The 21,111-nt window shown below is 69.6% G+C and carries 16 protein-coding genes and 4 pseudogenes; 3 read left to right on the top strand and 17 right to left on the bottom strand.

Annotated features, from left to right (window positions below):
• Positions 1-180 precede the first annotated feature (180 nt).
• On the bottom strand, positions 181-654 hold the full coding sequence (locus tag H3H54_RS19510) for a hypothetical protein (protein WP_395963509.1): 474 nt from the start codon (positions 652-654) through the stop codon (positions 181-183).
• A 24-nt stretch (positions 655-678) separates the two neighbouring features.
• Positions 679-1,644, bottom strand: coding sequence for a tRNA (adenosine(37)-N6)-dimethylallyltransferase MiaA (gene miaA / locus H3H54_RS06440; RefSeq protein ID WP_262425973.1), 966 nt, complete (start codon positions 1,642-1,644; stop codon positions 679-681).
• 145 nt (positions 1,645-1,789) lie between these two features.
• Between miaA and H3H54_RS06435 the strand changes: the two genes are divergently transcribed.
• The gene (locus H3H54_RS06435; RefSeq protein ID WP_262425972.1) at positions 1,790-2,281 is read left to right on the top strand and encodes a YbjN domain-containing protein; all 492 of its coding nucleotides are present in this window, start codon (positions 1,790-1,792) and stop codon (positions 2,279-2,281) included.
• A 77-nt stretch (positions 2,282-2,358) separates the two neighbouring features.
• Here H3H54_RS06435 and miaB read toward each other — a convergent pair.
• From miaB to H3H54_RS06375, 12 genes and pseudogenes are all read right to left on the bottom strand, one after another.
• A pseudogene (gene miaB / locus H3H54_RS06430) lies at positions 2,359-3,958 on the bottom strand (tRNA (N6-isopentenyl adenosine(37)-C2)-methylthiotransferase MiaB).
• 52 nt (positions 3,959-4,010) lie between these two features.
• The gene (locus H3H54_RS06425; protein WP_262425971.1) at positions 4,011-4,691 is read right to left on the bottom strand and encodes a regulatory protein RecX; all 681 of its coding nucleotides are present in this window, start codon (positions 4,689-4,691) and stop codon (positions 4,011-4,013) included.
• Positions 4,692-4,694: 3 nt separating this feature from the next.
• Positions 4,695-5,813 carry a recombinase RecA gene (recA, locus tag H3H54_RS06420; RefSeq protein WP_262425970.1) on the bottom strand — a complete coding sequence of 373 codons (1,119 nt, stop codon included), beginning with the start codon at positions 5,811-5,813 and terminating at the stop codon, positions 4,695-4,697.
• A 266-nt stretch (positions 5,814-6,079) separates the two neighbouring features.
• On the bottom strand, positions 6,080-6,304 hold the full coding sequence (locus tag H3H54_RS06415) for a DUF3046 domain-containing protein (protein ID WP_262425969.1): 225 nt from the start codon (positions 6,302-6,304) through the stop codon (positions 6,080-6,082).
• A 1-nt stretch (position 6,305) separates the two neighbouring features.
• Positions 6,306-6,611, bottom strand: coding sequence for a helix-turn-helix domain-containing protein (locus tag H3H54_RS06410; protein ID WP_087484395.1), 306 nt, complete (start codon positions 6,609-6,611; stop codon positions 6,306-6,308).
• Between the two features lie 210 nt (positions 6,612-6,821).
• Positions 6,822-7,333 (bottom strand): annotated as a pseudogene (locus H3H54_RS06405) (CinA family protein).
• Positions 7,330-7,920: a CDP-diacylglycerol--glycerol-3-phosphate 3-phosphatidyltransferase gene (gene pgsA, locus H3H54_RS06400; protein ID WP_262425968.1), complete on the bottom strand. Its 591-nt coding sequence runs from the start codon at positions 7,918-7,920 to the stop codon at positions 7,330-7,332. Before pgsA ends, H3H54_RS06405 begins: the two are co-directional and overlap by 4 nt.
• A gap of 79 nt (positions 7,921-7,999) precedes the next feature.
• The gene (locus H3H54_RS06395; RefSeq protein WP_262425967.1) at positions 8,000-10,906 is read right to left on the bottom strand and encodes a DNA translocase FtsK; all 2,907 of its coding nucleotides are present in this window, start codon (positions 10,904-10,906) and stop codon (positions 8,000-8,002) included.
• A 70-nt stretch (positions 10,907-10,976) separates the two neighbouring features.
• The gene (locus H3H54_RS06390) at positions 10,977-12,671 is read right to left on the bottom strand and encodes a ribonuclease J (RefSeq protein ID WP_262425966.1); all 1,695 of its coding nucleotides are present in this window, start codon (positions 12,669-12,671) and stop codon (positions 10,977-10,979) included.
• Entirely contained in the window at positions 12,661-13,545 is an 885-nt protein-coding gene (dapA, locus tag H3H54_RS06385) for a 4-hydroxy-tetrahydrodipicolinate synthase (protein ID WP_316249203.1), read from the bottom strand. Before dapA ends, H3H54_RS06390 begins: the two co-directional genes overlap by 11 nt.
• Positions 13,546-13,654: 109 nt before the next feature.
• Positions 13,655-16,407 (bottom strand): annotated as a pseudogene (gene asnB / locus H3H54_RS06380) (asparagine synthase (glutamine-hydrolyzing)).
• Between the two features lie 175 nt (positions 16,408-16,582).
• Positions 16,583-17,305 (bottom strand): HAD family phosphatase, encoded by a 723-nt coding sequence (locus H3H54_RS06375; protein ID WP_262425965.1) that lies wholly within the window; start codon positions 17,303-17,305, stop codon positions 16,583-16,585.
• A gap of 61 nt (positions 17,306-17,366) precedes the next feature.
• On the opposite strand from H3H54_RS06375, the gene H3H54_RS06370 reads away from it, so the two are divergent.
• Positions 17,367-18,137 (top strand): AzlC family ABC transporter permease, encoded by a 771-nt coding sequence (locus H3H54_RS06370; protein WP_262425964.1) that lies wholly within the window; start codon positions 17,367-17,369, stop codon positions 18,135-18,137.
• Entirely contained in the window at positions 18,134-18,448 is a 315-nt protein-coding gene (locus tag H3H54_RS06365; protein ID WP_262425963.1) for an AzlD domain-containing protein, read from the top strand. Before H3H54_RS06370 ends, H3H54_RS06365 begins: the two co-directional genes overlap by 4 nt.
• 32 nt (positions 18,449-18,480) lie before the next feature.
• Here H3H54_RS06365 and H3H54_RS06360 read toward each other — a convergent pair whose 3' ends face one another.
• The 3 genes and pseudogenes from H3H54_RS06360 to H3H54_RS19505 form a co-directional block, all read right to left on the bottom strand.
• Entirely contained in the window at positions 18,481-18,882 is a 402-nt protein-coding gene (locus H3H54_RS06360) for a hypothetical protein (RefSeq protein WP_262425962.1), read from the bottom strand.
• Positions 18,883-18,884: 2 nt separating this feature from the next.
• Positions 18,885-19,664, bottom strand: a complete 780-nt coding sequence (dapB, locus tag H3H54_RS06355) for a 4-hydroxy-tetrahydrodipicolinate reductase (RefSeq protein ID WP_262425961.1) — start codon at positions 19,662-19,664, stop codon at positions 18,885-18,887.
• A 59-nt stretch (positions 19,665-19,723) separates the two neighbouring features.
• Positions 19,724-21,058, bottom strand: a pseudogene (locus H3H54_RS19505) (M16 family metallopeptidase).
• Between the last annotated feature and the right edge of the window lie 53 nt (positions 21,059-21,111).

Raw genomic sequence — 21,111 nt, 5'->3', positions numbered from 1 at the left:
CTCCGCGCTCATGCACCCGCATCGCCACGTGCCGTGGCCCGCGTACGCTGACCAGCTCGATGTTCGCGCCCTGGCGGGGTTCGGGGTCCAAGGCGGGTCGGCGGGTCAGGTCGAGCTCGTCGAGCACGGTCCCCTCAGGGAGGAACGCAACGGCGTGCGGGTTGCCCATGTCGATATCGGTCACCTCGAGGCGGTGACCGGCGATCTCGACATGACGCTGCCCGTGCTCGCTGCGGGAGGTCCCCATCCCCACCCGCACGCGCTCCACGGCGCCCCTGGTGTAGCGGGGCGCTGGAGGATCTCCACGGTCCTCGCTCCGGCGCGGGTGAGGATCTCGAAGCGGTCCTCGGTGACGTGGCCAGCGCGCTGCAGGTGCGCCGCCAGCACCCTCACGCCGTTGCCGCACATCTCGGCGATCGAGCCGTCGGCGTTGCGATAGTCCATGAACCATTCGGGGGCGTCGGCCGGAGCCTGGACCCCGGCATCGCGAGAGCGGACGGCGCGGATCACCCCGTCACCGCCGATGCCTGCCCTGCGGTCGGCGAGCGCAGCCACGGTCACGGCGTCCAGGGCCAGGGCACCGCCGGGGTCGTCCAGCAGCACGAAGTCGTTCTGGGTCCCGTGACCCTTGGTGAAGTCGATGCGCCCGCTCATGCTCCGAGCCTACGACCAGTCGCTCTACTGCATCGTGAAGCGCGTCCCGATCCGCGCCAGGGCGTGCTCGATCAGCTCGTCCCCAGCGGCCGCATCGAGCCACTGCACCCGTTGATCGCGTCGGAACCAGGTGTCCTGCTTGCGCACCAGGCGCCGGGTGCCCACGATCGTCGCCTCGATCGCTTGCTCGCAGCTCATCGTGCCGTCGAGAACAGCGAGCCCCTGCTCGTACCCGATCGCCCGCCGAGCCGTGAGCCCCCGGTCGAGTCCCTGCTCGCGCAGGCCGCGGATCTCCTCGAGCAGTCCCTGATCGACCATCCGATGCACCCTCAGGGCGATGCGCTCGTGCAGCTGCGGACGCTCCAGACGCAGACCCAGCTGCACGGTGTGGGGATCGAGGTGGATCGGCTTGGGCAGGAACGCGGCGAACGGCCGCCCGGTGAGCTCCCCGACCTCGAGCGCCCTGACGATCCGCCGGGTGTCGTGCACCCCGATGGTGCGTGCGGCCCCGGGATCCGTGGCTGCGAGCTCGTGGTGGAGCGCCTCAGGCCCCTCATGGACGGCGCGCTCCTCCAGGCGGGAGCGGACGGCCGGATCCGTGGGCGGGAAATCGATGTCGTCCAGTGCGGCGCGGACGTACAGCCCGGAGCCTCCCACCAGGATCGGCACCCTGCCGCGTTCCCGGATCGCGGTGATCACCGCGCGCGACTGCCGTTGGTACGCGGAGACGCTCGCCTCGTCGGTGATGTCCAGGACGTCGAGCAGATGATGCGGGATACCGCGCTGCTCATCCTGCGTCACCTTCGCGGTGCCGATGTCCATCCCGCGGTACAGCTGCAGCGCATCGGCGTTGATGACCTCGCCGTCGAGCCGTTCGGCGAGCGTGACCGCAAGGTCGGACTTGCCGGTGGCGGTGGCACCGACGACCGCGATCAGAGGTGCGTGGGGAAGCTCCTCAGCGGTCCCGGTGCGGGCGGCAGGCGAATCCATGCACGCACTGTATCGGCGCAATCGGACGAGGGTCAGCGGGATCACGACCCTGTGACGGACCCTTCCCTGATGGAAGGAGTAGGGTGATCCGCGATCCGATACCTCGGATCGCCCTGATCCCTACGTCGAACGCTCGAGGTTGGAAGTGACTGCACCGAACGAGTCCCCTGTTCAAACGAACACGGACTCTACTGATGGTCTGGCTCCCCTGTCCCTGTCGCGGGTCGAGGAGAGCCTCACCCGTCATGGCTACGCCTTCGTCGAGGACGATGAGCACCCGGATATCGTGCGTGCTCGCTTCGACGACTACCGCTTTCAGTTCATGATCTCAGGGGACGAGCACGGCGTGCTGCAAACCCGTGGCCGCTGGAGCCACTCTGTGGACGTCTCCCGCAAGGTCGAGATGGTCAAGCTCTGCAATGAGTGGAACATGAACCGGATCTGGCCCAAGGTGTACGTGCGCCGCGAGTCCGAAGGCCTGCTCGGCCTGTATGGCGAGCTCGCCGCGGACTTCCGCGCCGGTGCGCTGGATGCCCAGATCGACAATGCGATCAAGTGCGGGCTGAGCACCGTGATCGCGTTCTTCCACAGCCTCGAGGAGCGGCTCGGCCCCGAGCTCGACGACCTCGACATCTGATCGCAGCCGGGCTCATCCCCGGCGACGACGAAGGCCGGCACCCCTGAGGGCGCCGGCCTTCCTCGTCCCGTCGAGGCTCAGGGGCGTCGCAGCCCCGGCATCCCGAGGGTGACCGGGCCGCTCGGGGCACCGCCGCCGGTGCCGCACGAGCTCCCGGCGTCCACACCCAGCACACCCGCCTCCCAGGCGTCCCCGAGCGGGTGCGCCGCACGGAGAACCGGTCGGTGCTCGGGCCCGCAGCGTCTTCGACCTGCAGTGCGCTGTCCGCGACCAGGTAGAACGGGGCGGCGTGCGTGACGGTCGCGGTCACCAGGTCCCCGGGACGGGGGCGCTCCGCCTCTGGGAGCCCCTGCGGGAGGGAGAAGTGGACCAGCCGATGGTCGCGGGCGCGGCCGGAGAGGCGCTGGGTCTGCCCTTCACGGCTCCCCTCCCCTCAGCCACCAGGATCTCGACGGCGTGCCCCTCGAGCTTCCGGTTCTCCTCGTGGGAGATGCGGTCCTGGAGCGCGGTCAGTCGTTCGAAGCGCTCCTGCACGATCTCTTTCGGGATCTGATCCTCCATGGTCGCCGCGGGGGTCCCGGGGCGGATGGAGTACTGGAAGGTGAAGGCGCTCGAGAAGCGGGACGCCTCGACCACCTCGAGGGTGCGCTCGAAATCGGCCTCGGTCTCCCCGGGGAAGCCGACGATGATGTCCGTGGTGATCGCTGCCTCGGGGATCTGTGCCCTGACCTTGTCGAGGATGCCGAGGAACTTCTTGGAGCGGTAGGAGCGCTTCATCCGGCGCAGCACATCGTCCGACCCCGACTGCAGCGGCATGTGCAGCTGGGGCATCACGTTGGCCGTCTGCGCCATCGCGTCGATGACGTCGTCGGTGAACATCGCCGGGTGCGGGGAGGTGAATCGCACCCGTTCGAGCCCCTCGATCTCCCCGCAGGCATGCAACAGCTTGGCGAAGGCGCCGCGGTCCCCGAATTCGACGCCGTAGGAGTTCACGTTCTGCCCCAGCAGGGTCACCTCGAGGGCACCGGAGTCCACCACATCGCGCACCTCGGCCAGGACGTCACCGGGCCGGCGGTCCTTCTCCTTTCCACGCAGCGACGGGACGATGCAGAACGTGCAGGTGTTGTTGCAGCCCACCGAGATCGAGACCCAGGCCGCGTACGAGGACTCGCGCCGGGTGGGCAGGGTCGAGGGGAACACCTCGAGCGATTCGAGGATCTCGACCTGTGCCTCGGCGTTGTGCCGGGCCCGGTCCAGCAGCACCGGCAGCGAGCCGATGTTGTGGGTGCCGAAGACGACATCGACCCAGGGGGCACGCTCGACGATGGCTGCCCGGTCCTTCTGGGCGAGGCAGCCGCCGACCGCGATCTGCATCCCGGGGTTCGCGTCCTTGCCGGGGCGCAGCGAGCCCAGGGTCCCGTACAGCTTCTTGTCGGCGTTCTCCCGCACCGCGCAGGTGTTGAACACGACGATGTCGACCTCGCCGTGACGAGGATCGGCTCCCTCCGCCGCCGGCACGTACCCGGACTCCTCGAGCATGCCGGTCAGGCGCTCGGAGTCGTGGACGTTCATCTGGCAGCCGAACGTCCGCACCTGGTAGGTGGCTCGGCGGCGAGGAGCCTCCTGGGTCTCAGCAGGGTGCGGGTCGGTGATCGAGGTGGAGGAGCTCAAGGACATAGTGGCTCCAGGATACGGCGCACGCGGTACCGGCCCGGCCGCGGTGGCTCGGTCAGTCCGCCGTGTGCTGGGCCGCGTCGCGCAGCTCCCCGGAGATCACGCGGATCGCGAGGTCACCCGGATAGCCCTTGCGGGTGAGCAGGGCATCGAGGCGGCGGGAGAGACGACGACGGTGGGCGCCGTCCCGCTCGGTGCGCAGCTGTTCGCGGTCTCTGTGTGCGATCCGGGAGCGAACCAGGTCGCGGCATCGTTGCTCCTCATCGCTGCCGTCTCCCTGGTCTGAGGCCAGGGCGGCCTCGATCAGCCGGGCAGCCACCCGCTTCTTCTCGAGCTCTCGGCGCAGCGCCTCGTCCCCGAGGGCGCGCAGGGAGCGGCGCTGCTGGACCCAGTCGTGTGCGAAGGCCGCATCGTCGATCAGGCCGGCACGATCGATACGGGCCATCACTTCATGGGCGACTGCCCCGGGGACCTCGCGCTGAGTGAGTCGCTCGCGCATCTCCCCGGCCGTCCTCCGGCGCGTGGACAGCAGGCGCATCAGGTAGCGGCACTCGCGGACCACGGCCTTCTCATGCTCGGCCTGTTCGGGGCCCGGAGCTGTGCTGGGGCGTTCCAGGATCTCCTGGGTTCGGGCTTCGAGCCGTGCCCGAGCTCGCGAGGGAGGCGCCTGGTGGACGGCGGCGGCGCCGGCGACCGAGTGGTCGTCGGCGCCGCCGTCTGTGTGCTGTGATGCCATCGATCAGATCGTGGCGGGGACGTCCTCGTCGAGGAACTCGTCCTCGTCGAGGGGTGCCTCGGCCGCCGGCGCCTCGGGCTCGTTGGCGTACTTGCCCACCCCGAGGGTGCGGAGGATCTTCTCCTCGATCTCCGCGGCCAGGTCCGGGTTGTCCTTGAGGAACTGGCGCGAGTTCTCCTTGCCCTGACCCAGCTGATCACCCTCATAGGTGAACCAGGCTCCGGACTTGCGGACCGCGCCATGCTCGACACCGAGGTCGAGCAGACCGCCCTCACGGGAGATGCCCTCGCCGTAGAGGATGTCGAACTCCGCCTGCTTGAAGGGCGGGGCCATCTTGTTCTTGACAACCTTGACCCGGGTGCGGTTGCCGACGGAGTCGGTGCCGGTCTTGAGGGTCTCGATGCGCCGGATGTCCATGCGCACAGAGGCGTAGAACTTGAGCGCCTTGCCGCCGGTGGTGGTCTCGGGGCTGCCGAAGAACACGCCGATCTTCTCGCGCAGCTGGTTGATGAAGATGGCGGTGGTGCCCGAAGCGGACAGCGCGCCGGTGAGCTTGCGCAGCGCCTGCGACATGAGGCGGGCCTGCAGACCGACGTGGGAGTCGCCCATCTCGCCCTCGATCTCGGCCTTCGGCACCAGGGCGGCGACGGAGTCGATGACCACGACGTCCAGCGCGCCGGAGCGGATCAGCATGTCGGTGATCTCCAGTGCCTGCTCGCCGGTATCCGGCTGGGAGACCAGCAGGGCGTCGGTGTCGACGCCGAGCTTCTTCGCGTACTCGGGATCCATCGCATGCTCGGCGTCGATGAAGGCGGCGATACCGCCGTTGCGCTGCGCATTGGCCACCGCGTGAAGAGCGAGGGTCGTCTTGCCGGAGGACTCCGGCCCGTAGATCTCGACGATGCGGCCGCGGGGCAGGCCTCCGATGCCGAGCGCTGCATCCAGCGCGACCGAGCCGGTGGGGATGACCTCGACCGGCGGGCGGGTGTCGTCGCCCAGACGCATGATCGAACCCTTGCCGAACTGGCGGTCGATCTGCGCGAGGGCGTTGTCGAGCGAGGAGCTGCGGTTCTTATCGGTCGACTTCGTGACCGGGGGCTTGGACGCTTTCGGTGCAGCCATGTGATTGTTCCTTCCTGAGGGCCGGGAGTACCGACGCGGTGACCAGTGCGGCCACACTAGGCGCCGGCCCCGACATTCCGCCGCCGCCCCGCTCCCCTGTGGATCAAGGGGTTCTGGGGAGGAGAGGTCGGTACGTGGGGATGGTGCTGGGAGGACCGTCGCGACACACAATACCGAACAGATGTTCGAACGCGAACTTGATCGCGAGCGTGTCGCGATGTGTCATGCGTGGCGCCCGGGAGAACTCGGGATGCGGCCCTGCGGGGTCAGCGGTGCCTCTGCACGGGAGGTATCTCCCAGCGCGCGGAGTCCGGGACATCCATCGCATCGCACAGCGCGGTCCACACCGAACGCACAGGGACCCCGTGCTCGAGAGCCTGCTCGGCGGTCATGCCGCCGATCTCCTCGAGCACGAGGTCCTGCGCATACGTGTGGGAGAGAGCGGGGCCGAACACGTGGTCAGCCAGCTCCCTGAACTCGCTGCGCCGCACCTCAGCGAGCGCCGACCAGCGGCTTCGCGTCGTCGGCGAGGCCCTCGGGGACCGTGTCCGGGATCGTGACCTGCTCGGCGATCGCGATCCGATCGGACACCTCTCGCAGGACGAAGGACAGCGGCAGGCCCAGAGCGTCGGTCACCGAGACCAGCAGCTCGCTGGAGGCCTCCTTCTGGCCGCGCTCGATCTCGCTGAGGTAGCCCAGCGACACGCGGGCGTCGGAGGAAACCTGCCGCAGCGTGCGGCCCTGGGAGCGTCGCGCGTCGCGCAGCACCTCTCCCAGCTCCTGGCGGAACAGGATCATGGACCTGCCTCCTCTCCTCTGGCTATGGGTGAACTGATGGTGCACCTCGGGAATGCGGTACGTCGATGTCATCACGAACGGTTCAACGCCGCTCCCCGTCAAAGTGTTCCCCAGAGTGTAGTGCGCCACCCCGTACGTCCACTGGACCGTGTGCATGTCGGGACGGTGGGGAGGAGAGGACCGCACCGGCCGGATGAGCTGGGAGGACGTCTAGTCCGCGAGCGCCTCGCCGAGCAAGGAGAGCGCAGCATCGACGGTGAGGGAGCGGATCTGGGCTCTGCCGCCGCTGAGACGGAGTTCACGGGTCAGCGCCTCCCCGCCCCGCCGGGCCAGGGCCAGGTGCACGGTGCCCTCGGGAACACCGCGCTCATCGGGCCCGGGGCCGGCGACCCCGGTCGTGGCCACGACCAGGTCAGCGTCGTACAGGGACAGCGCTCCCTCTGCCATCGCCGCCGCCACCTCGGCGGTGACCGCCCCGGTCGCTGCGAGCAGCTCGGCGTCGACACCGAGCACGCGGGTCTTCGCCTCATAGGAGTAGCAGGCCGCTCCCCGGCGACCACCGCGCTCGCACCCGGCACGTCCACCAGGCGGGCCACCACCGCCCCGCCGGTCAGCGACTCGGCGGTCGCGATGCGCCATCCGCGCGTCGCTGCCCGGGCGATGAGGGTCGCCGGGTCGACCGGATGGTCGGAAGGAGCTGACTTTCCGGCCACGCCGCTCATGCGCCGCCAGCCAGGGCCTCACGCCGCAGCCGCAGGCCGTCCTTGACGTTGACCAGGCCGGACCACACCGTCAGCACGACGGCCAGGCCCACGAGCGCCAGTCCGATCCAGCGCGCCGGCTCCCACCACAGCTCGAAGGGGATCAGGCAGAAGGTGATGGCGATGGTCTGGACCATCGTCTTCGCCTTGCCCGCCATGTTCGCCGGGAGCGCGCCGTACTTCAGGATCGTGAAGCGCATCAGCGTGATGCCGAACTCGCGCACCAGGATCAGGATGGTCATCCACCACGGCACGTAGTCCCACACCGACAGCATGACCAGTGCGGCACCCGTCATCGCCTTGTCGGCGATGGGATCCATGATCTTGCCGAAGTCGGTGATCAGGTTGCGGCTGCGAGCCAGGTATCCGTCCAGGAAGTCCGTGAACATCGCGAGCACGAACACCCCGGCCACCAGCAGCCGGCCGGGAGCCGTGTCCGGGTACAGGATCGCCAGCACCACCAGCAGCGGGACCATCGCGCACCTCACCATGGTGAGGATGTTGGCGATGTTCCAGAGCGGGACCTCGTCGGTGCGCGGTGTGGTCATCGGGGCTCCTGGGCTGTGGGACGGGTCCGCATCGGTGATGGGGACGTGAATGGGGTGAGGGCGAGCGGGGTGAGGTCGCTCAACGGCCGGTGAGGCTCCAGGCGTCCTGGCCCTGCTCGTCGTCTCCGTCGTCGTAGTAGTCGACCGCCGGTTCCGAGCCGTCGTCGGACAGCGGGTCGCTCGCGTAGCGGTCGTCGTCGCCGTGGCTTCCCGCCACCTGCTCCGGCTCACCCTCCTCGAGGTCGACGGCCTGATCGGCACCGTAGGGCTCATCGCCCTCCCCGCCCGGCACGTCCTCGCCGCGGATGCGGGCGATCGCCGTGCCCAGCTCGTCCGGATGGATGAGCACATCGCGCGCCTTCGACCCCTCGGAGGGGCCGACGATCTCGCGGGACTCGAGCAGGTCCATCAGGCGACCGGCCTTGGCGAAGCCCACACGCAGCTTGCGCTGCAGCATCGAGGTGGAGCCGAACTGGGTCGTGACCACGAGCTCCGTCGCCTGCAGCAGCACGTCGAGATCGTCGCCGATGTCGTCGTCGATCTGCTTCTTGACCGCGACGACGGTGACGTCTTCGCGGTAGTTGGGCTTCATCTGCGTCTTGACGTGGTCGACGACCTTGTGGATCTCCGACTCGTTGACCCAGGCTCCCTGCACACGCATCGGCTTGGCCTTGCCCATCGGATGGAACAGGGCGTCGCCCTGGCCGATCAGCTTCTCCGCTCCCACGGAGTCCAGGATGACCCGCGAGTCCTGGAGCGAGGAGGTCGCGAAGGCGAGGCGGCTGGGCACGTTGGCCTTGATGATGCCGGTGACCACATCGACCGACGGGCGCTGCGTCGCCAGGATCAGGTGGATGCCCGCCGCGCGCGCGAGCTGGGTGATGCGCTGGATCGAAGCTTCGACATCGCGCGGAGCGACCATCATGAGGTCGGCGAGCTCGTCGACCACGACCAGCAGGTAGGGGTACGGCGCCAGTCGGCGCTCGCTGCCCGCGGGCAGCGTGACCTCTCCGGCTCGCACGGCCTTGTTGAAGTCGTCGAGATGCTTGAACCCGAAGGCCGCGAGATCGTCGTAGCGGGCATCCATCTCCTTCACCACCCACTCCAGGGCCTCTGCGGCCTTCTTGGGGTTGGTGATGATGGGGGTGATCAGGTGCGGGATCCCCTCGTAGATGGTGAGCTCGACCCGCTTGGGATCGACCAGCACCATCCGCACCTCCTCCGGTGTGGAGCGCATCAGGATCGAGGTGATCATCGAGTTCACGAAGCTCGACTTGCCGGCGCCGGTCGCACCCGCGACCAGCAGGTGGGGCATCTTGGCGAGGTTCGCCACGACGTAGCCACCCTCGACGTCCTTGCCCACGCCCATCACCAGCGGATGCTCGTTGCGGCGGGCCACCGAGCTGCGCAGCACGTCGCCGAGGGCGACGGTCTCGCGGTCGGTGTTGGGGATCTCGATGCCGATGGCCTTCTTGCCGGGGATCGGCGAGAGGATGCGCACGTCGGCGCTCGCCACGGCGTAGGAGATGTTCTTGTCCAGGGCCGTGACCTTCTCGACCTTGGTGCCCGGGGCGAGCTCGACCTCGTAGCGGGTGACCGTCGGCCCGCGGGAGAAGCCGACCACCTCGGCATTGACGTTGAACTGGTCGAAGACCTCACCGAGGGCGGCGACGACTGCATCATTCGCCTCGGAGCGAGTCTTGTGGGGCGGGCCCTCCATCAGGAAGCCGGACTCCGGCAGCGTGTAGACGATGTCCCCGGCGAGCTCGAGCTGCTCGCCGGCGCGGGGAAGATCTCCCATCGGCGGCGGGACCAGCTCCGCCTTCTCCTCGGGCTTCTCCGCCGGCTTCGCTGTCGCAGCGGGCTTCGTCGCAGCGGGCCTCGGCGCGGCGCTCCTCGCAGCGGCGGTGGGCATCTGTGCGGTCGGTTTCGGGGCAGCGGCCTCCGTGCCGGGGAAGGTCTTCGCGCGGTGGTTCTCGTCCTCGACCACGTCGTAGACGTCCGCAGCAGCATTCGACGCAGCGCGGCGTGAAGAGGAGCGACGACTCTTCTTGGAAGCCGCCGTCGTCGCCTCTTCATCGACGCCCTGCTCGAAGGCCTCGTCGCCCTGATAGCCGAACTTCTCGTGGTCGCGTTCTGCGGCCTCCGCCTTCTCGCGGCGGCTGAGGCGGCGGGGCCGGCCCGCCGCCTGCGCCTCGGTCGCCTGATCGTGCACCGCGGGATCCGCCCGACGCGGGCGCAGCCCGAAGGCGACGCGCTCCTCGTCCTCCTCCTCGCTGCGGCCGACGGCGACGTCGTAGACATCGCGCAGGCGAGAGGGGATCGACTCCACCGGGGTCGCGGTGAGGACCAGGATCCCGAAGGCGATCAGGACCGCATGGATCACGATCACCGCCACCGGCGGCAGCAGGGCCTCGAGCGGTGCGGCGGCGAGGTAGCCGAGCACGCCTCCGCCACGGGCCAGGGCATCGATGCCGTCCGCCGGCGCGGGCAGACGTGCCGAGACCGAGGCGATCGCGGAGATCGCGGTGAGCAGGATGGCGATCCCGATCACGATGCGAGTGTTGGCACGCACCTGATCCGGGCGGCGGAACATCCGCATCGCCCAGCCGGCGGCCAGCAGCGGGATCACCATCGAGGAGATCCCGAAGGTGCCGGCCACGACGGTGTGCACGGCCCCGAACACCGGGCCCGAGGACTGCCACCACTCGACGACGGCGACCAGGGTCGCGATGAAAAGGAGGAACAGCGCATAGCCGTCTCGCCGCTGCTCGGGGGCGACCTCCCAGCGCTGCACGCCGATGGAGCGGATCAGTCCGCCGACCATTCGAGCGATCGCGAGATAGCCGGAGCGCACTGCGCGCACCGGCAGAGGGAGCGTCGAGGGGTCGTTCGCCCCGGAACCGGTGGTGCGCGATGTGCCGGCAGCAGCGGCCCGGGAGGAGCCTTTCGACGCACGTGCGGGGGAAGACGTACGTGTCGCCATGGCCCCGATGCTACATTCCGGAGCGCTCCTCACCCGGGAAGCGGGGCGTCCGGCCTCGTCACACCCGGTGTCAGGACTCGATGACGAGGGGGATGATCATCGGGCGGCGGCGCAGGCGCTGGCCGACGTAGCGGCCCACGACCCGCCGCATGACCTGCTGCAGCTGGTGGGTGTCGCGGCGGTCGGCCTGTTCCGCGATCGCGTTCGCGAGGGCGCTGACGAGCTCGGGGCGGATCTTCTCGAACACCGCGGTGTCCTCGGCCACGCCTCGGGCATGGATCTCGGGACCGGCGATCAGAGCGCCTGTCTCCGAGCTCACGACCGCGAACAGGGAGATGAACCCCTCGTCCCCGAGGATGCGCCGGTCCTTGAGATCGGACTCGGAGATCTGGCCGACGCTGGAGCCGTCGACGTACACATACTCGCTGGGTACCGCCCCGACGACGGTCGCGATCCCGTCCTGGAGATCGACCACGTGCCCGTCCCGGGCCAGGACGATCCGCTCCCGAGGCACTCCCGTGGCCTCGGCGAGCTTGCCGTTGGCGATCAGGTGGCGCACCTCGCCGTGGATCGGCATGACGTTCCGCGGACGGACGATGTTGTAGCAGTACAGCAGTTCGCCGGCGCTCGCGTGCCCGGAGGTGTGGACCTCGGCGTTGCCCTTGTGGACCACCTCGGCCCCCAGCGCCATCAGGCCGTTGACCACCCCGTAGACAGCATTCTCGTTGCCCGGGATCAGCGAGGAGGCGAGGATGACCACGTCACCGGGGCCCACGCTGACGCGGTGGTCCCGGTTCGCGATCCGTCCGAGCGCCGCCATCGGCTCGCCCTGGCTGCCGGTGCACATGAGCACCACCTGGTCGTCGGGAAGGCTGTCGATCTGCTTGACGTCGATCACGGTGTCCGCCGGGACGTCGAGGTAGCCCAGCTCGGAGGCGATCCCCATGTTGCGCACCATGGAGCGGCCCACGAAGGCGACCTTGCGGCCGTGCGCGGCAGCGGAGTCGAGCACCTGCTGGACGCGATGCACGTGGCTGGCGAAGGAGGCCACCACGATCTTCTGCGTCGCACGGGCGAAGATCGAGTCCAGGGCAGGCCCGATCTCCTGCTCGCCGACGGTGAAGCCCGGCACCTCGGCGTTGGTCGAGTCGGTCATGAACAGGTCCACGCCCGCCTCGCCGAGCCGGGCGAAGGCGCGCAGGTCGGTGATCCTGCCGTCCAGCGGGAGCTGGTCCATCTTGAAGTCGCCGGTGTGGAGGACGGTGCCGGCGGCGGTGGTGACGTGCACCGCCAAGGCATCCGGGATGGAGTGGTTCACGGCCACGAACTCGCAGTCGAAGGGGCCGAAGCTCTGCTGCTGGCCCTCCGCCACCACGGTGGTGACCGGCCTGATGCGGTGCTCCTTCAGCTTCGCCTCGAGGAAGGCGAGCGTGAGCTGGCTGCCCACCAGCGGGATGTCGGGTCGGCGGCGCAGCAGATAGGGCACGGCACCGATGTGGTCCTCGTGCCCGTGGGTGAGCACGATCGCCTCCACGTCGTCGAGACGGTCGGCGATGATGTCGAAGTCCGGCAGGATCAGGTCGACCCCGGGCTGGGACTCCTCGGGGAACATCACACCGCAGTCGATGATCAGCAGCCGACCCTCGAACTCCAGGACCGTCATGTTCCGGCCGACGTCGCCCAGCCCTCCGAGCGGGATCACCCGGAGGGTGCCGGGCTCGAGCGCAGGCGGCTGGCCTGGACGCTGGGAGAAGTCAGTGGACATCGGCACCTCCGCGCCTGCTCAGAGGAGCCCGGCAGCATCCAGCGCGGTCTGGAGCATGCGCAGCTGGTCGGTGTCCGCGGGGACGTGGGGGCCCGCGCATCGCTGCATGGGGCAGCACGCCCTGCAGGTGGAGTGCGGCCTTGGCGGCTACGGCGCCGGGCATGTGGTTCATGATGGCCTCGACCACCGGCACCAGCCGGTGGTGCGCCTCGCGAGCGGCGACGAGATCGGAGCGGTCGACGGCCTCGATCATCTCCTTCTCGAGCTCACCGGCGACCTGGCCCACCACGGACACGATCCCGGACGCGCCGATGCACAGCCAGGGGAGGTTCAGTCCGTCCTCGCCGGAGTAGTAGACCAGGTCCGTCTGCGCCATGATCCGTGAGGCCTGCTGCAGATCTGCCTTGGCGTCCTTGACCGCGAGGATCCGCGGGTTCTCGCCCAGGCGCATGAGCGTCTCGTAGGCGAGGGGGATGGCGCTGCGCCCGGGGATGTCGTAGAGCATGACCGGCAGGTCGGTGGAGTCGGCGATCGCGGTGGTGTGTGCGATGACCCCGGCCTGGCTCGGCTTGGAGTAGTACGGGGTCACGACCAGCAGGCCGTCGAGGCCGAGCTTGGCATGCTCGCGCGCGAGGTCGATCGAGTGGGCGGTGTCGTAGGTGCCCACCCCGGCGACCACCTTGATCTCGGGCCCGACGGCGTCCCGCACCGCTCGGGCGAGCTCGAGCTTCTCCACGTCGGTGAGGGTGGGAGCCTCCCCGGTGGTGCCGGAGACGATGATCGTGTCGTTGCCGTGCTGCGTCACATGGACGGCCAGCTTCTGGGCGGCGTCGAAGTCCACCTTGTGGCCGTCCTCGGTGAGCGGGGTGACCATCGCGGTCCCCACCGCGCCGAAAGGCCGCGCGGGGCGCGAGTCGGTGCTGGTCATGATCTCCTCCCGAAAATGCTCTGGTGCCCGGAGCCTAGACCAGGCTGGACGCTGCTCACCGCTGTGACGCGGGGCCGAGATCCGCGAGGATCGCGAGCGGGGTGCGCTGACGCCCCTGACCCAGCGGATTGTCCGCGAACGTCGCCTCGAGGTGCTCGTGTGGGGGGTCGCCACATCGGAGCCCAGGATGTTACGCCCGATGTCGTTGGCGTCCATCACGACGGTGCCGACGAAGCTGTCGCGCAGAGCGGCGGGGATGTCGGCGCCGCGGATCGCTGCGGAGATCCGGGCGGAGACGCCGTCCGGATCCTTCGGAGGCAGCTTCGCGGAGACGTTCGAGGGGAAGGCCGAGTACGGGGTCGGACCGTCGATCGCCCGCACGTTCGCGCCGACGACCTCGTAGAACAGACCCCTGCGGCCGACCACCTTCCCGGCGGCGCCGGCGGCCGACGCCATCAGCACGCGGGGCAGACCGACCTCGCGGATCGCCAGTTCCATCGTCGTCGGGTCCCCCAGGCCGATCCCGGCCGGGGTGCGGCTGACGAAGCGGCTGAGCACCTTCGCCGAGCGCCGCGGCTTGACCTCCCAGGTGAACCAGGAGCGTCCCTGCGCGATCGCGATGATCTTCTCGCTGATGACGAAGTACCAGGGCGCGCCGGCAGGCACGGCATCGGCGGGCAGGTCCGCGGCGAACCGCTCGACGCGTTCGCGCACCAGTGCCTCGATGTCGTCACCTCGGCCCACCAGCTCGGTCTGCAACGGCAGACGGCGCCAGGTGCGTCCGTCGGCCTCGGAGACCAGATCCAACTCCTTGCCCGGGTTCGCGACGTAGTCGCTCTTGGGCGGAGTCTCCTCCTCGGCGGCGGGCGCGGAAGCTGCGGCAGGTGCCGGGGCCTCGGCGGGCTGGTGCTCCGTGCCGCCGAGCGCCTGTGCAGCGCCGTCGGCGTCGTCGAAGAAGGTGCGCATCCACAGCTCGACGTTCAGCAGCCGCCAGAACATCAGCGTGCCGTGGTTCTCGGGGTGCGCGATGTAGTCGTCGAACAGCGCCAGCACGCTGGGCGCGTCGAAGAACGGGCGCGAGGCGAAGGAATCCGAGGCGAAGATCTCCCGCAGCTGCGGGGCGATCGCACGGAACCACTCCCCCTCCGGGGTGGTGAAGCCGATCTTGTTGCGGCGCTTGGAGATCACGTCGGGCAGGATCCCGTCCATGGACTCGCGCAGGATCCGCTTGTTCCAGCCGTCATGGATGATCGCGGACTCGTCGAGGGAGAACAGGAACTTCAGCAGCTCCTTGTCGACGAAGGGCACACGGCCCTCGATGCTGAAGCGCATCGTGTTCTTGTCCTCGTAGCGCAGCAGGGAGGGCAGCGAGGAACGGAAGGTGTCCTCGAGCAGGCGCTCCTTGATGTCGTCCTGGACGGAGGTGAGCTTCTCGGCGCTGTGCTCGGACACGAAGCCCGAGTTCAGCAGCGCCTCCACCGGGACGGACGTGCGGCCGGAGAACCTGGTGCGTGCGAGCTTGCGCAGGATGTCGCGGGAGCCGATGACCTCGCTCGCGAGCTCCTTGAACCGCTTCTGGCGGCGCAGCTGGCGCAGGTAGACGTAGAAGTACGGGTTGTAGCCGGCCATCATCTCGTCAGCGCCCTGGCCGTCCAGCAGCACGGTGACGTGCTGGCTGGCCTCGCGCATCACGACGTACTGCGCATACGGGCCGGTCGAGATGATCGGCTCCTCCTGGGTGCGCACGAAGTCGTGCAGGTCCTCGAGGAACGCATCGGGCTGGGGAGTGATCTTGTGGGCCGTGATCTGGCCGCGGTAGTCGTCCAGCAGCGCGTCGACGTAGCGCTCCTCATCGTTCGAGGAGTTCGGGAAGACGGCCGAGAAGGTGTTCTGGCGGCTTCCGACGGCGCTGTAGCGCTCATCCTCGGGCTGCTCACGCAGCTGGCGCGCGATCACGGCGGCGACCGCGGAGGAGTCCAGTCCGCCGGAGAGCGAGGTGCCGACCGGGACCTCGGACTGCAGACGCAGCCGCACCGACTCCTGGAAGCGCTCGCGGTATTCGTCGACGACCTGCTGGTCGTAGGGACGGCTGGGCTGAGCGGCGATCTCCCGCAGCTCGTCCTGGAGGCGGGTGAAGGGCGTGACCTCCGTGCCATCGGCTCGGATCTCGAGCACCTCACCGGCCATCAGCCGTCGCACGCCCGCGAAGAAGGTCTGCGAGTCGTCGTCCTGGATGCGGAACTTCAGGTAGCGGTAGACGGCGCGGTGATCCGGCGCGGCCTCGAACACGCGGGCGGCCAGCAGCGAGCGGATCTCGGAGCCGAACAGGACCTTCGGGGCGTCACCGGTGGCGGAGGCCGGGTCGACCCAGTAATAGAGCGGCTTGATACCGAAGTGGTCGCGGGCGATGGTGACGGTGCCGGTGTGCGCGTCGTGGATCGCGAAGGCGAACATGCCGTTGAAGCGGTCGTAGGCGGCGGTGCCCCATTCCGCATGGGCCTCGAGCAGGACCTCGGTGTCGGAGTCCGTGCGGAAGGTGTGCCCGAGCTCCTCGAGCTCCGCCCGCAGCTCGAGGTAGTTGTAGGTCTCACCGTTATAGATGATCGTGTAGCGGCCGTCCGCCGTGGTCATCGGCTGTGCGCCGTGCTCACGGTCGATGATGGCCAGCCGGCGATGGGCCAGACCGATCTGGTCGTCGAGGAAGAGACCCTCGCCGTCGGGACCGCGATGGGCCAGAGCGCTGCTCATGCGGCGGGCGATGCCCTCGGTGTCAGCACCGAATCCGTAGGTACCGGCGATTCCGCACATGGGGTGAGTCCTTTCGAGGGGGACGACTGCCGTCCACGATCGGTCGTTCCGTCAGGAGGAGCGGGACGCGGGCGACGTCCCCGACCGTTCCGCACGCACGCACGGACGGACCGGGTTCGGCCGTGCGAGCTTATCAACGCCTGCCGCGCACTCCATGGCAGACGCGGCGTGATTCTCAGCTGCCGCGGCGTGACAGCACCAGCTCAGTGCCGTCGACCCGCACCTCGAGGTCGTCCAACGATGTGACCAGCGCGTCTGCCAGCGGCGCGAGGTCACCGGCCGGGGTGGTGCTGGTCACGGCTATGGTGCTCGCACCCGCTGCCGCGCCGGAGCGCAGACCTCCGAGGGAGTCCTCGATCACGATGCAGGCGGTGGGATCCGCACCGATCCGCTCCGCGCCGAGCAGGTAGGGCTCGGGGTCCGGTTTGCCGCGAGTGACCTGATCGGCCGTGACCAGCCCGTCAGGAGTGGCCAGGCCGGTGCGTGCCCACCGGGCCTCGAACAGCGGCCGAGTGCAGGAGGTGACGATGGTCCAGGTCTGGCGGCCGAGCTCCTCGGCGGCGGCGTCGAGCTCCCGCAGCATCCGCTCGGTGCCCGGCAGCACGACGATGCCGTCCACGTCCTCGATCTCGAGCTCCTCGACCCGGCGGTGCGCGGCGTCGAGCTGCGCCTCGCCGAGCTCCGGCAGGAGCTCGCCGAGGACCTGTCTCGCCGGTTTGCCGTGCTGCTCGGCACCGAACTCGAGGTCCGTGCCCAGCTCCCTCAGGAGCTGGTTCCAGGAGCGCTCGACGGCGGGCCCGGAGTCGATGAGGGTGCCGTCCATGTCCAGCAGCAGGCCGGCGGCACGCAGAGGCAGTGCGTGCGCGGGGGCGGAAGTGGGGTCCGAAGGCGCGGTCATGGTCCTAGATTCTCATATCCCGAACGGACGCCAGAACAGCGTCCGTGCAGGTGATCGTAGAGTGTCCCGCATCATGACCAGTACTTCACCGCTCGCCGCACAACCGGATCCCTCCGCCGTCGGGCGCCTGGGCACGATCCGTCGCACCGGCCTGTCGATCGGCGTCGCCACCGGGCTGTACGGGATCTCCTTTGGGGCTCTCGCCACGGCCTCGGGGCTGGACGTCTGGCAGGCGATGGTGCTCTCGGCGGTGATGTTCACCGGCGGGAGCCAGTTCGCCTTCATCGGTGTCGTCGGCGGGGGCGGCTCGGCGATCGGCGCGGCGCTGGCCGCAGTGCTGCTGGGCATCCGCAACACGCTGTACGGCCTCGTCCTGGCGCCGTCCCTGCCCCGCACCGGTGTGCGCGGCATCGCCCGCGCGCATCTGACGATCGACGAATCTGCGGCGCTCGCGGCCTCCGGCACCACCACCGAGGAGAAGCGCGCCGGGTTCTGGGCGGCCGGCGTCTGGGTCTACGTCTTCTGGAACCTGTTCTCGCTGCTGGGCGCCCTGGCGGGGCAGTACGTGGCCGATCCCAGCGCCTGGGGGCTGGATGCAGCGGCTGCGGCGGCCTTCATCGCGCTGCTGTGGCCGCGGCTGCGTAGCAGGGATGCCGTCGCGATCGCGGTGGCCGCCGCGGTCGTCGCCCTCGTGACCACTCCCATGCTGCCGGCGGGCCTGCCGGTGCTCGCTGCGGCGGCGGTCGCCGTCGTGGCGGGACTGCTCCCCTCCTCGGGGCGCCGTGCGGGAGGGCCCCCGACCCGGATCATCTCGAAGGAGGTCCCCCGATGAGCATCCTGTGGATCGCGGTGATCGCCGCGTCAGTGCTCTCCTTCGCCCAGAAATGGGTGGGCTATCAGGCGCCGCAGGACGTGCTGGAACGTCCCCGGATCGCACGGATCACCACCGTGCTGCCGATCGCGCTCCTGGGTGCGCTCGTGGCCACGCAGACCGCCACCAGCGGCGCGGAGATCGTGCTCGACGCTCGGCTCGCGAGCCTGGGCGCAGCCGTGGTGCTGCTGTGCCTGCGCGCTCCGTTCCTGGTGGTCGTCATCGGTGCGGCGGTCGTCGCGGCGGGCCTGCGGGCTCTGGGCTGGGCCTGAGCCCTTCCGCGCTCTGCGCAGCGCGTCCCGGCTCAGGGTCGGAAGGCGTCGATCGCCCTCCGGATCGCCATCCGGGCGCCCTTGCGGTCGCGCATCGCGTCATAGGCCAGGGCGAGCCGGAACCAGGCACGCCAGTCCTCCTGTGCTCCCTGCTCGATCGCGCGGCGGGCGGCTTCGAACTCCTCGCGTGCGTCTCCCGCGATCGCGTCGGCAGGTGGCGTGTACTCGCGGCTGAGCTTCCCGGCGGAGAGGCCGAACAGCACCTCCCGCCAGGTCACCCACACGGTCAACAGCAGCAGGATCAGCACTCCGAGCGCGAGGCCGTAGCCCACAGCGCTTCCAGCGCGGAAGAAGCCCCAGGCGATCCAGCCCAGGCCCCAGGCGTACGCCGCGGTGATCAGCACCAGCAGGATGACGAAGATCTTGTCGCGCATGCTCAGCCGAGGTCCATGTAGCCGTCCAGGCCCACGGTGAGACCCGGGTGCGCTGCGACCTCGCGCACGCCCAGCAGCACCCCGGGCATGAAGCTGACGCGGTCGAAGGAGTCGTGGCGCAGCACGAACTGCTCCCCCACCCCGCCGAACTGGACGACCTCGTGGGCGACCAGCCCGCGCTGGCGCACGGCATGGACGTGGATCCCGTCGATCACGGCCCCGCGCGCTCCCTCCGGATCCTTCTCGGTCGCGTCCGGCACCTCGCCGAGTCCGGCGGCGGCCCGGCCCCGGGCGATCGCGGCCGCGGTGTGGCGTGCGGTGCCGGAGGGGGCGTCGAGCTTGTTCTCGTGGTGCATCTCGATGATTTCGGCGCTGTCGTAGTAGCGCGCGGCGATCTCCGCGAAGCGCATCGCGAGCACCGCACCGATCGCGAAGTTCGGCGCGATCAGCACGCCCACGCCCTCGGCCCGGGAGAGCTGGGAGCGCAGCTCCTCGAGAGCGTCGTCGGTCCATCCGGTGGTGCCGACGACTGCGTGGATCCCGTGGTCGACCAGCCAGCGCACGTTGTCCGCGGTGGCCGAGGGGACGGTGAGGTCGATCGCGATCTCGGCGCCCGCTTCGATGAGCGCGGAGAGGTCGTCACCGCGGCCGAGATGGGCGACGAGCTCGAGATCCGCGGCGTCCTCGACGGCCCGGCAGGCGGCGGTGCCCATCCGTCCGGAGGCGCCGAGCACGGCGACCCGGCGAGGGTTCTTCGGGGACGGGGACGGGGATGCGGTCATGGGGCTGCTCCTGTGCGGGGGCGGAGGTGATGGGGTGCGCGAGTTCGGGATCGTGTCTCTCAGCTCTCCGGGCCGACCTCCACCCGGGTGCTGAAGCCGCCGGAGAGCCGTGCGGCGAGATCACGCACATCGTCGACCCCGATCCGTCCGATCCGCTCGAGCGTCTCATCGACGCTGGTGTACCTGCCGTGGACCAGCTCGATCGTGCCCAGGCGGCCCATGCGGGAGCTGGTGTCCTCGAGGCCGAGCGCGAAGGAGCCGGTGATCTGCCCCTTGGCCCGGGCGAGCTCCTGCTCGTCGATCCCGGAGGTGCCCATCCGGGTGAGCTCCTCGGCCAGCAGCTCGACCACCTGGGCGGTGCGGGTGGGGCGGCAGGCGGCGTAGAGCCCGAACAGCCCGGCATCCCGGTATCCCGCGCTGAAGGAGTACACCGAGTAGGCGAGGCCGCGCTGCTCGCGGATGTTCTGGAACAGGCGTGAGGACATCCCTCCTCCGAGCACCGACATCAGCACCGACAGTGCGTGGCGGTCCTCGCTGAGCGCGGTCAGGCCGCGACCGCCGAGGTAGATGTGGTTCTGCTCGGCGGGACGCTGCAGCCGGTGGGGCACGAGGCCGGAGACTTCAGCGGACCCCTCCGCCGCGCCCCCGGCGGCGCCCCGGTGCGCAGTCGACGGGAGGGGGCCGCGCCGTCCTCGAGCGTCCAGCCGCCCCGACGCAGCCCGGCCTGCAGGAGCCCGGCCAGCTCGTCGTGGTCGATGTCGCCCACAGCGGTGACCACGAGGTTGTCGGGTCGGTAGTGCTCGGTGAAGTGGTCGCGCACGTTTTCGATGCTCAGCGCGGAGACGGTCTCGACGGTCCCGCCGACAGGGCGGCCGAGAGGAGTGTCCGGTCCGAGCACGTCGGCAAGGAAGGTCTCGTAGCCGACGTCGTTGGGATCGTCCTCCGCCATCGCGAGCTCCTCGAGGATGACCTCGCGCTCGGTGGCCAGGGCATCCTGCTCGAGGAGGGACGCAGTGATCATGTCGGTGAGCACGTCCACGGCCATCGGGATGTCCGCCGAACGGACCCGTCCGTAGTAGAGGGTGTGCTCTTTCGCGGTGAGGGCGTTGGAGTCCCCGCCCACCTCGTCGAAGGCGGTGGCGATGTCCATCGCGCTGCGGCGGCGGGTGCCCTTGAACAGCAGGTGCTCGAGCACGTGAGTGGAGCCGGCGTGGGCCGGGGTCTCGTCCCGGGAGCCGACGGGCAGCCACAGCCCGATGGTCGCGCTGCGCACGCTGCGGTCCGTCTGGGTCAGCAGCCGCACCCCCGCCGGGCAGGATGCTGCGGCGCACCCCGGTGGCGGAGTCGAGCAGCACGTCGGAGGCGGGATCGTCATAGGAGAGGTCGAGAGGCATCGGTCGATTGTTCCACGGAGCGGCACGTTGCCCCGCGAGACCTCCCTCACCTC

Origin of the sequence: Brachybacterium sp. Z12, from assembly GCF_014400405.1 — a bacterium.
Classification (GTDB): domain Bacteria; phylum Actinomycetota; class Actinomycetes; order Actinomycetales; family Dermabacteraceae; genus Brachybacterium.
Note: the sequence above shows the minus strand (reverse complement) of the source record. Positions and strands in the feature narration are given on the sequence as shown.